This is a genomic window from Microcoleus sp. S13_C3, assembly GCF_036700905.1.
GTDB lineage: Bacteria > Cyanobacteriota > Cyanobacteriia > Cyanobacteriales > Microcoleaceae > Microcoleus.
Genome location: NZ_JAUBPT010000220.1, coordinates 1 through 10,706 on the forward strand (window position 1 = coordinate 1; position 10,706 = coordinate 10,706).

General features: G+C 47.9%; 8 protein-coding genes. 5 read left to right on the forward strand and 3 right to left on the reverse strand.

All coding sequences use genetic code 11. The features are described from left to right. Positions 1 to 2,333: Ig-like domain-containing protein (locus QUA16_RS33640; protein ID WP_333108794.1), on the forward strand; the 2,333-nt coding region annotated here is incomplete at its 5' end. Between the two features lie 72 nt (positions 2,334 to 2,405). Here the strand turns inward: QUA16_RS33640 and QUA16_RS33645 are convergent. Both QUA16_RS33645 and QUA16_RS33650 read right to left on the reverse strand, forming a co-directional pair. Further along, positions 2,406 to 3,554 carry a flagellar assembly protein H gene (locus tag QUA16_RS33645; protein ID WP_333108793.1) on the reverse strand — a complete coding sequence of 383 codons (1,149 nt, stop codon included), beginning with the start codon at positions 3,552 to 3,554 and terminating at the stop codon, positions 2,406 to 2,408. 186 nt (positions 3,555 to 3,740) lie between these two features. Then, a complete protein-coding gene (locus QUA16_RS33650) occupies positions 3,741 to 4,700 on the reverse strand; it encodes a GNAT family N-acetyltransferase (protein WP_333108792.1) in 960 nt (319 codons plus the stop codon). Positions 4,701 to 5,613: 913 nt separating this feature from the next. Between QUA16_RS33650 and pap the strand changes: the two genes are divergently transcribed. The 3 genes from pap to QUA16_RS33665 all read left to right on the forward strand — a co-directional run bounded on the left by pap (position 5,614) and on the right by QUA16_RS33665 (position 8,450). After that, positions 5,614 to 7,101, forward strand: coding sequence for a polyphosphate:AMP phosphotransferase (gene pap / locus QUA16_RS33655; RefSeq protein WP_333108789.1), 1,488 nt, complete (start codon positions 5,614 to 5,616; stop codon positions 7,099 to 7,101). Positions 7,102 to 7,129: 28 nt separating this feature from the next. Continuing rightward, positions 7,130 to 7,261, forward strand: a complete 132-nt coding sequence (locus QUA16_RS33660; protein WP_333108788.1) for a hypothetical protein — start codon at positions 7,130 to 7,132, stop codon at positions 7,259 to 7,261. A gap of 193 nt (positions 7,262 to 7,454) precedes the next feature. Beyond that, positions 7,455 to 8,450, forward strand: a complete 996-nt coding sequence (locus QUA16_RS33665) for a YdcF family protein (RefSeq protein WP_333108786.1) — start codon at positions 7,455 to 7,457, stop codon at positions 8,448 to 8,450. Here the strand turns inward: QUA16_RS33665 and QUA16_RS33670 are convergent. Further along, positions 8,447 to 8,788 carry a hypothetical protein gene (locus QUA16_RS33670; RefSeq protein WP_333108784.1) on the reverse strand — a complete coding sequence of 114 codons (342 nt, stop codon included), beginning with the start codon at positions 8,786 to 8,788 and terminating at the stop codon, positions 8,447 to 8,449. The two genes, QUA16_RS33665 and QUA16_RS33670, sit on opposite strands and share 4 nt — an antisense overlap. 517 nt (positions 8,789 to 9,305) lie before the next feature. Between QUA16_RS33670 and glsA the strand changes: the two genes are divergently transcribed. Next, complete coding sequence (gene glsA, locus QUA16_RS33675; RefSeq protein ID WP_333108782.1) at positions 9,306 to 10,232, forward strand: glutaminase A; 927 nt, start codon at positions 9,306 to 9,308, stop codon at positions 10,230 to 10,232. The last annotated feature ends 474 nt before the right edge of the window (positions 10,233 to 10,706 follow it).

Below are 10,706 nucleotides of genomic sequence, written 5' to 3' on the forward strand. Positions count from 1 at the left end.
CTATCACAACTTCTGGGAGTACCAAAGGCGCGATTTCTGGTAAGGCAGAACCGAACAGTACAGTTAACATCTTACAAGGCACGACTGCACTAGGTACTGCCACTACTGATGCGGAGGGTAACTGGACATTTACCCCCACGACAGCTTTAGCCGATGGCACTTATGCCTTCACTGCTACAGCCACCGATGCTGCGGGTAATATTTCTGGGGCTTCAACTCCAGTTAATTTGACAATCGATGCGACAGCACCCACAGCCCCCACGATCACAACTTCTGGGAGTACCAAAGGCGCGATCGCGGGTAAGGCAGAACCGAACAGTACCGTGAACATCTTACAAGGCACCACGCCTTTGGGTACTGCCACAGCGGATGCTTCGGGAAATTGGACATTTACCCCCCCGACAGCTTTAGCCGATGGCACTTATGCTTTCACTGCTACAGCGTCAGATGCTGCGGGTAATATTTCTGGGGCTTCAACTCCAGTTAATCTAACAATCGATGCCACAGCATCCACAGCCCCCACCTTCACTACCGCCGGCAGCACAACAAACGATACCACTCCGACTCTGGCAGGTAAGGCAGAACCGAACAGTACCGTGAACATCTTACAAGGCACGACTGCACTAGGTACTGCCACAGCGGATGCGAATGGTAATTGGACATTTACCCCCACGACAGCTTTAGCCGATGGCGCTTATGCCTTCACTGCTACAGCCACCGATGCTGCGGGTAATATTTCTGGGGCTTCGAGTCCAGTTAATCTGACTGTAAATACTGCACCAATTCCGCCGGTAACACCGCAACCGACACCAATTCCATTGGCAACACCAACACCATCGGGAACACCGACGCCATCGGGAACACCAACGGGAACACCGACGCCATCGGGAACACCATCGGTAACACCGACTCCATCGGGAACACCCACGCCATCGGGAACATCCACGCCATCGGGAACACCATCGGGAACACCCACGCCATCGGGAACACCATCGGGAACACCCACGCCATCGGTAACACCGACACCAACGGGAACATCGACTCCAACGGGAACAGATATACCATCGGGAACACCGACGCCATCGGTAACACCATCGGGAACAGATATACCATCGGGAACACCGACGCCATCGGTAACACCATCGGGAACACCGACACCAACGGGAACATCGACTCCAACGGGAACAGATATACCATCGGGAACACCGACGCCATCGGGAACACCGACGCCATCGGGAACACCAACACCAACGGGAACACCGACACCAACGGGAACACCAACGCCAACGGTAACACCGACACCAACGGGAACCGATACACCATCGGTAACACCAACACCAACGGGAACCGATACACCATCGGTAACACTGACGCCAACGGGAACCGATACACCATCGGTAACGCCAACACCAACAACCAACAACATCCCCAATGACGACTGCATCTGCGATGACATTGCCTATCCCAATTTAAATCAACCTAACTCAGTTGAGAACACCATACTTGGTGTATCGGGAATTCAAATAGGCACTGCCCAAAACGATGAATTTCTCGGCACTAACAACGGCAATATATTCGATGCCAAATCCGGGAATGACAACTTATATGGTGGTGCCAGCAACGACATCTTTAATGGCAACCAAGGCAACGACTTCATCACTGGAGGCAAAGGTGACGACATCCTCTATGGAGATGAAGGAAACGACATCGTTCTTGGCGAATTGGGCAACGATTTAATCTTCGGAGGCAAAGGCAATGACTTGTTACATGGCCGCGAAGGTATTGACATCATTTATGGCAACAAAGATGATGACTTCATCAATGGTGGCAAGGATAATGACGTTTTATATGGAGGCAAAGGTGACGACATCATCCTTGGTAGTCAAGGTGATGACAATCTGTTTGGACAGTTAGGTTCGGATACCCTCTGCGGCGGTGAAGGCAATGACTTAATCAACGGTGACGCCGGAGCAGATATTCTCGGAGGGTGCGAAGGAAATGATACTCTTTACGGAGGCCTAGATAACGATACTCTCACTGGTGGCAAAGGATCCGATTTGCTTGATGGAGGCATGGGCAATGATAGTTTGATTGGCGGTAGTGGCAACGATATCTTTGCCTTAACAACTGGTCAAGGATTTGATATTATCGCTGATTTTACCATCGGTCAAGACTTGATTGGATTAAGCGGAGGTTTGAGTTTTGGTCAGTTAGCAATCACTCAAAATACTCAGGGAACTCTCATCAAAAATGTCTTGACAGGAGAGGAGTTAGGTGTGATGATTGGAGTGAGTGCCAATTCGATTACATCCGCTAATTTCCGGTTGATTTAGGAAATCAAGAAAAGTGCGATCGCCCATTCGATACCAAAAGGGCGATCGCACTCTCTAGCTACTCAAACAGCTTTATTCAGGGATTTTCCCGAACCTTTCCCTCAATCCATCAGCCGATAACTGCGGCAGTTGTTCTACCAACAATGTCAATTCTGCCACAGGCAATGCTAGTAAATTGGTAAGGGCTGTAGGCAGAATATCACCCAATTCATTTTGGTACATTCTCAAGACATTTTCTGCCAATAATCTTACAGCTTGTTCCCGCCCTTCTTCATCAACTGTTAGCATCGATATTGCCAGCAACAACACTGTAAATTCCGCAGCAGGCAACTTGGATATTGGAGATAAAAATACTGTCATTCTCTGGCTTAACTCTCCAAATCTAACTCGCAGAAAATTTTCTAAGATTAAGCGCTGCTGTTCTTGTCTGCCTCGTTCTAGTCCTCGTTCTAGTCCTCGTTCTAGTCCTCGTTCTAGTCCTCGTTCTAGTCCTTCTTCTCTAGCTTGTTGCTGTGCTGCTTGTATTTGTTGTTGAAAAAGTGGTGCGATCGCCATAATTAACTCCCGCTCTTCTGGTTCAGGTTCCTGTTGATTTTCGACTACTAAATGTGACTGTAGACGATACAATAATTCTAGCGCAATAATCCGCAACGGATCGTCCGTTGCTAAAGCACTCAATTGCCCGATCGCCCTTTGCTGTACTTTCCCTTTCCCCAAAATCCTCAACCACAGGGTTTCTGGGATTTCTGGCAACTGGTGAATCGCCACAATTGCTGCTCGCCAGTGCTCCGGGAAAAAATAGATTCCCTCGATCCAATTCTCAGGGTTTGGTATCCCACCAAAACCCTCCACCAGCGCTTTCGATGCTGTGGGTGTCAAAATCCACATTCGGGGCAACAGATCCTCATCATAGCGAGTATTTTCTCTTCTCGCCTGCCGCTCCAATTCACCTCGCAAATCCCATAACTTACTCATGCAGCTCAAGACTTCGCTGACAGTTACCGGATTGCGAAACGGTTCAAAAATTGCAGTTGTGTCAGCCATTTTTCCCAACAATCCCAGGCTTGATGAGTATTCGGGAATTGCGGTACCTGGAGTGAAATAAACATCGATTTCTCGGACTTCCGAAGTCACATCGCGACCGACCTTAACTGTTCCGATCGGTGAAAGCAGTTCTTCTAGGTATTCTTTGGCAAAGCGATCGTGAATGAATCGCGTCATAGAAATTAGGATGATTTTTGATCAGTTAATCCTAGCATAATGTGCGCGACATAATAAAAGTACGATCGCCCATTCGATCCAAAAGGGCGATCGCATCAAAACCAAAGAAACCGGGTTTTTTACCGAATCTGCCGGCTGTAACGCAGTATTTTCGCAAAAACCCGGTTTCTGACCACCCTAACGAATTTACACTGTCTTAGCCCACTCGATCCAAGTTTCCATCGGGCGGAAACCGACTGATTTGTAAAGCTTTGTCGCCCCCGTCAAACTGTCAGCATCGACGCTGAGTTTAGCTGTGTTTGCACCCGCTGCTTTCAACTTATGCAAACCAGCTAACAGCATCGCTTTTCCTAAACCCATTTTCCGAAACTCGCGCCGCGTACCCAACAATTCAATCCAACCGTCTTTTGTGCCGCTGCGGGGGTTTTTTTGGGGTTTGATTTGACAGTCGCAGAAAGCTGCAAATTTGCGCTCGCCCGAAACAGCAATCAAGTCTAATTCCGGCTGATAATTGGCGTCTTGCATCCAGTAGCGCACGGTTTCCGCAGTTAAATCGTGGTGATTCCAGTGATCGATAAATGACTGGTTGAACATCTCTACCCAGGGTTGGATGTCTTGTTCTCCTGATACGTGTGTCAGTGCAAAATCTGCGGGAAATTCCGGTGTTGGTATGGGTTCGGCGAGCGATCGGGCCATTGTCCAAAAATAGCGATCGACTTCAAAGCCCTGTTTCTCTAACAGCCGCATCTCATCGGTTTTGTCCTCCCGGCTGTAGGTACGCAATTTTGCCGGCAAATTGCGTTCTTTTCCTACTTCGCCCAGCCGCTTTTCTCCCCACTTAATTATGTCTTTTTCTAAACCTTCGCTACGGACATTTGGATGCACGTAAAACCAGAGACAAGCGTCTATTTCCTCTGGCGAATCGGGCATATCTAGGAGTGCTAAGCCGATTACTTTGTAATTACCATCTTCCCACAACTGCACGTCGCGGGCTTGGTCGAGTTTGGGTGCATCAAGTATTAGCTTGAGTTCAGTTGCGGAGACTTCTTCGCCGAGTCTATCCACTGCTTCGCAAGCATCGATCAAATTTGCGATCGCGCACCAGTCAGTTTCGCCCTTGTAGGAGCGTGTTGTCAAGATATTCATAAAAAACTTGCAATCCGTAATTTCGGACTGTTCCTCTTAATTGGTATGGGCAAACAAGTACAGTAATTCAGACATTGTGCACAAATGTCAGTAACAGGCTTTCCGGCCTGTTCCACAAGAAATAAATGTTCTTGTGGGGCGGGCACGCGTTTCGCGTGACCGCACCTAATACCAATTTAATGTGAAGTTGCACATATCTCGATCCCCCTAAATCCCCCTTAAGAAGGGGAGTAGGGGTTGACTTTGAGAATAATCTTGTCCCCCCCTTATTAAGGGGGGCTAAGGGGGATCGGATTCTATGCAACCTCATAAAAAATTGGTATAAACTGTTTTTAGTATTTGAGAATGGTGTCGATAAAACTCAGAAACCTGTTTATATCACCCAGGCTTTCAGGTTTTATCTTATAGCGCAATCATAAAAATTGATTTGCCCTTTTGGGCTAGGTTTGTATGTGAGTTTATGGCTGGATGTCGATGAGTCGCGCTCTCTTTCGTTACCAAGCTTGGTGCTTAAGTAACTACTATTGTTTGAATAAAGTTTCTACAGCTAAGTAAAGAAGTTGTCACCCCCACCGGGTAGTTGATTTTTACTTTTGCTCTGTTTTACAATAAATCCTTTTTCAGGGATTTTTGGCTCCTCCTGTTAACTCGCCCGATCGGGGGAGGGGAGAAATTGAACTTATTTAAAAGTTCCCTATTTCAACTATAACCTGAGCTGTTTTTTTTTGCAAGTTTGAAAGCGAGGGATTCTTGCTAGTATTAACGAGGGTGGCATTTGATTGCAGGAGCGCTCTGGCTTTTAACCAGCCGTAATTGTAATTTTTATAACGTTTTCCCCTGAATCTAGGATTTAATTTTATCCAAACGTTAAACTAACGTTAAACTGTTTTTTACAGATTAATATGAGGTAAATATGCTCGACAACCTCGATTTAGATATTTCCCTGGATAAAGAAACCTATGATGCCAAGATAGAAATTTTAATGCAACAGTTGCGATCGCTCCAACTGGCCTGCAGGGAAAAAAAATTGCCCGCAATCATCGTCCTCGAAGGCTGGGCCGCCGCCGGCAAAGGCGCGCTGGTCAAAAAAATGGTGGGGTACATGGATCCGCGCGGGTTTGCCGTCCACCCGATTTGGCCGCCGTCAGAGGCAGAAATGGGCTATCCTTTCCTGTGGCGGTTTTGGCAGAAACTCCCCGCCCGTGGCAAAATTGGTTTTTTCTACCACAGTTGGTACACTCACATTTTAGAAGACCGATTGTTCGATCGAGTCTCCGACGCAGAAGTACCGACAGCCATCAGGCAAATCAACGCCTTCGAGCGGCAGATGGTAGATGACGGCGCCGCAATTGCCAAATTTTGGATTCACTTGAGCAAAAAAGAACTCAAGCATCGACTCAAAAAACTAGAAGACGACAGCTTACAAGCTTGGCGAGTGCGGCCCGAAGATTGGAAACAAGCCAAAAAATACCAAGAATACACAACTTTTGCCGAAGAAATGGTAGCCCAAACCGGCACGGGCCCCGCACCTTGGACGCTAGTAGAAGGCGATTGTCAACGGTGGGCAAGAGTCAAAGTTTTGACCCAAATGGCAGCGACAATTACAGAAGCCTTAGACAGACTGCCGACGCAATCTGCACCCGTGAAATTGCCACCTCAAGAAAGCTTGCAACCCACCGAACCAGACTTGCTGGCCCAAGTAGATTTAACTCAATCGCTGTCGCCCGACGAATACAAACAGCAACTTCGCGAGGAACAAACCCGTTTTGGCCAACTGCAACAAAGCATCTACGAAGAGGAAATCCCCGTGTTAGTCCTGTTTGAAGGTTGGGACGCCGCCGGTAAAGGAGGAGCAATCAAGCGCTTGACCGACATATTAGACCCCCGCAGTTACATCGTTAATGCCTTTGGGGTGCCGACAGACGAAGAAAAAGCGCACCACTACCTGTGGCGGTTCTGGCAGCGGCTGCCAACTGCTGGTAAAATCAGCATTTGCGATCGTAGTTGGTATGGTAGAGTGCTGGTCGAACGAGTCGAAGGATTTGCCACCGAACCCGAATGGCGCCGAGCTTATCAGGAAATCAACGAATTTGAGGAGCAACTCACCAGTTTCGGTTGTGTTTTAGTTAAATTCTGGCTGCACATCAGTCCTGACGAGCAACTAAAGCGGTTTACAGAGCGGCAAAACAATCCATTTAAACAATACAAACTCACCGAGGAAGATTGGCGGAATCGGGAAAAGTGGAATTATTATGAAGTGGCGGTGAATCAAATGATTCAGCGCACCAGCACGCCGGCTGCTCCCTGGACGCTAATTGCGGCCAATAACAAGTATTATGCTCGTGTTAAAGTAATTCAAACGGTAACGCAGGCAATTCGGAATCAACTGAAGCGCCGATAAATTGGGATTGGTGAATCGGTAACAGGTAATGGGGAAAAAAGTAGGCAGAACAAAGCAGGCTGGAATTGTCAATTCCACCGGCGGCGTGTTCGATCCATTACCAATTACCAATCAACTATTACCAGTTATCAATTACCAATTAACTGTCAGCAATCTGTGACTGGAAGTAGCGGGTTTCACCCTGCAACCAATGGTTGATAGCTGACCGGAAGCGAGCATCAGGATAAATGCGATCGGACTGCGTTATTCGCGAAAGTTAAAAACCCACCGATGCCCGTATTTCCTCCCGCAGCTAAATTCGCGCTCGTTTCCACACTTCCGTACTAATTTATGAAGACACAGAATATTGCAAGATGCCAGAACTGTTAGCTCGCATTCTATTTCTATTCCTCCTGTTCTCACTGATCAAATCGTGGTGGGATCAATCAGGAGGCAAAGACAATCCCTTATTAGATCGGCTGCGCGTTTTGCTGCTGATCAGCCTTTTGATCCTAGCTTTTTTTGCACCAGACACCCCGGTCGGAGCAGCGATTTTCGGGCTCATAGCCTTCTTCTTTAAGCCGCTTGGTTTTTCCATCACTCTGCTGGTGATTGCATCGGCGCTGATCACGAACGGGGGCATCCGCAACCCGGCGCCGAGAATGATCCTGGCAGCGCTGCTAGTTTTGATCCTTTCGAGTATGCCAGTTGTCGCTTATTGGTTCGCCGAGCAAGCAGAACGGGACGCCGCTGCAGCCGTCCGCACAGCTTGCTGCGATGAAACCGCAGCGGCGATCGTCCTCTTGGGCAAGGGAACCACTCAGCCTCACATCCCCAACCGAGTAGCGATTCAACTGACAGATACAGGCAATCGTCTGCCCTATGCAGCCGTTTTGTACCGCCAAAAAGTGGCACCGATGGTCATCGTTACCGCTGGCCCCAGACCAGAGTTGGAGGGTTATGTTGGCGAAGCTAAGGATATCGAGACTTTGCTGGCAAACAACATGGGCGTGCCGCGCAGCAGTATCGTTCTCGACGATAACGGCAGCAACATACGCACCAGCGCCCAAGAGGTGAGAAAGATACTCGACAGCCGTGGCGCCCCGCGCAAAGTAATCCTGGTAACATCTGCGATTCAGATGCGCCGTGCCAGCCTCGCTTTTGCGAATATGGGAATCCAGGTGATTCCTAGGGCTACCGACTTCTACACTTTTCAACCCACCGGAGGAGGAAAATCCAGTAGACTCCGCTTAGACGCGGGAGATTTTTTGCCTAGTGCAGAAGCTTTGGTAACTACGACGCGAGTATTCGATGAATATTTCGGGTCTTTCTATTACTATTTGCGCGGCTGGCAGGCTCCCAGGGCCTAAAGTGGCAAGTTGCTGGTGTTTTTCTTAGGCAACAGCGACTGCTCCCCAGATTGGTTTAACATCTGATGAGAAGAAGACCTTTGTGGGGAGCTGTATTTTCTCATTCCGGCGGGGTCGCCGACAATCAAGTTTGCCATGAATGCAAACAATACCCAAAAGATAACTGGCTCCCACTGGGATTTTTTGGGCGGTGCTTCTGCCGCTTTGACAGATTCAACATTGACTTTGATGTCTAGTTTGCCTTCAATTTCTTTGCCTTTGAGAACTCCGTCGTTGCACACACCCTTAAAAATCAGCGGAGCTGGCTTCGGGGCTTCTGCTTTCGGTTCGTCTGCCATTTTTTTATCCTGGTTTTGGTGAATCCGGTTGGATAGTACATTCTCAGATGTTCGGGGGTTTTCCGGACAGGATTTCGCGAACTCTGAAAGAATTAAGTTAAATATGCACCCCGCCCCTTGCTGGGGCTTCAACATAAGAATCTGAAGGCATTTCCAGCTAGTGCTGGTTGGTTTTAAATAGCAGCGTTGCCTTGAAGCTGCTACTTATATATCCGGGTGAAGGGAAGATTTTTATGCAGAGTACAGGTTTTTTATGAAAAATTTATTTGCTCCCGGCGGGCCCAAAGGTCAACAGCCTTAAATAAGGTGTCCCGCATCTTGCGTTGTATTTTTCGGGCAGGCGGGACACCACACAAAAATTTCATCAAATTATGAGCTTGCCTTATCTCCCCGAAGAAACCCAGTTTCTTCCCGCAGCGGGCCCAAGTGACGCAATTCGGTTAATAAACGGGGCTTATGGCTCAATAGCGCGCCAGGAATGCCAATCTAAAATTTAAAATGATCGAAATAATCGAGTGTGAATATATCCACCAGCCAACTATCTTCCCTGCAACCCGAACAACTGGCAGCTTGGGCAAAAGAGGCAATTAATCGCAGTAAATCGGGTCAAATCCCTGCGTACATACCTCTCCTAGCGCAAGCGGATCGACAAGGGTTTGCCGTGCAAATTCGGGCAATTGACGCGCAAATTATGAGCTGGGGTAGCATTGCTCAAACATTCCCGCTAATGAGTGTAGTCAAGCCTTTTGTGCTGCTTTATTTGCTGTGCGAAGTCGGCGAAAAAACGGTATTTGACTGCGTTGGCGGCGAGCCTTCGCAACTGCCTTTCAATTCCCTAACTCAACTCGAAATAGACGAAGGGAAGCCGAGAAATCCGATGATTAATAGCGGGGCGATCGCTCTAGCGTCTTTGATTCCCGGTCAAAATGCTGTGTCGCGCTGTCAAAACTTGCTCGATTGGCTGAATCAACAGGCAAACAGTCAGTTATTTGTTGACGAGTTAATGCTCGATTCAGTGAAGACAAATCCGAATCAAAATAATTGGAATCTCGCCTTGAAAATGGTAGAATCGGGTTACATTCAAAATCCCGAAATTGCTTTAGAAACCTACAATCGCATCTGCTGTTTGTCGGGAACTGTGGAGGATTTAGCTAAGCTGGGGATGGTTTTGGTAAATAGTGGCGATCGAGCAATGGGGGAAAACTGCCGTACTGTCAAAGCACTGATGGCAACTTGCGGTTTGTATGAAGCATCGGGCCGCTTTGCGCTGCGGGTGGGACTGCGTGCTAAGTCGGGAGTTAGCGGGGCTTTGGTGTCGGTAATTCCGGGTCAAGGTGCGATCGGCTTTTACAGTCCGCCTTTGGATAAAGACGGAAATTCTATCGGTGGCTTATTTCTGTTAGAAAAAATAGCTAAAACTCTGAGGCTAAGCGTATTTGATTAGATTGGGAATTGGGAATGGGTCATTGGTCATTGGGAAACAATATAATTCCGTAGGGTCGGGTTTTACGACAATATCTAATCAGTACAAACAAGCTTTATAAACCCGCCGCCACACCGCTAATAATCTACATCAACCAACACGGGCGAGCGCCTGAAAAAATGTATATTTCGATTTACCGTGGGGCGGGGGCCTGTTTTTGAGATTAAGCTGTTGTGCATTTAAATTGTATATTTCGAGTCCCGATCAAAAATCGTCAAATCCTCTCCCCCGATCCCCATCGGCCCCTCTCCCTCTCTAATACCATAGGCAATCTAGATGCAACACAGCTTAGATAGAGAAAATTATTTAGGATTCCTATAGCAATCCTCAATGATTCAGATAAATTTGTAGGGTAGTGCCTTTCTTTGCCTACCCCCTATCTATCGGGCAACCGGGCGTGGGATTGCCCCTACAATAATTATGCAAATGATGCGA

Bases quoted from the DNA above. Each gene is read 5' to 3' on its own strand.
- QUA16_RS33645 (WP_333108793.1), bottom strand. From the start codon at position 3,554: ATGACGCGATTCATTCACGATCGCTTTGCCAAAGAATACCTAGAAGAA.
- QUA16_RS33650 (WP_333108792.1), bottom strand. From the start codon at position 4,700: ATGAATATCTTGACAACACGCTCCTACAAGGGCGAAACTGACTGGTGC.
- pap (WP_333108789.1), top strand. From the start codon at position 5,614: ATGCTCGACAACCTCGATTTAGATATTTCCCTGGATAAAGAAACCTAT.
- QUA16_RS33660 (WP_333108788.1), top strand. From the start codon at position 7,130: ATGGGGAAAAAAGTAGGCAGAACAAAGCAGGCTGGAATTGTCAATTCC.
- QUA16_RS33665 (WP_333108786.1), top strand. From the start codon at position 7,455: ATGCCAGAACTGTTAGCTCGCATTCTATTTCTATTCCTCCTGTTCTCA.
- QUA16_RS33670 (WP_333108784.1), bottom strand. From the start codon at position 8,788: ATGGCAGACGAACCGAAAGCAGAAGCCCCGAAGCCAGCTCCGCTGATT.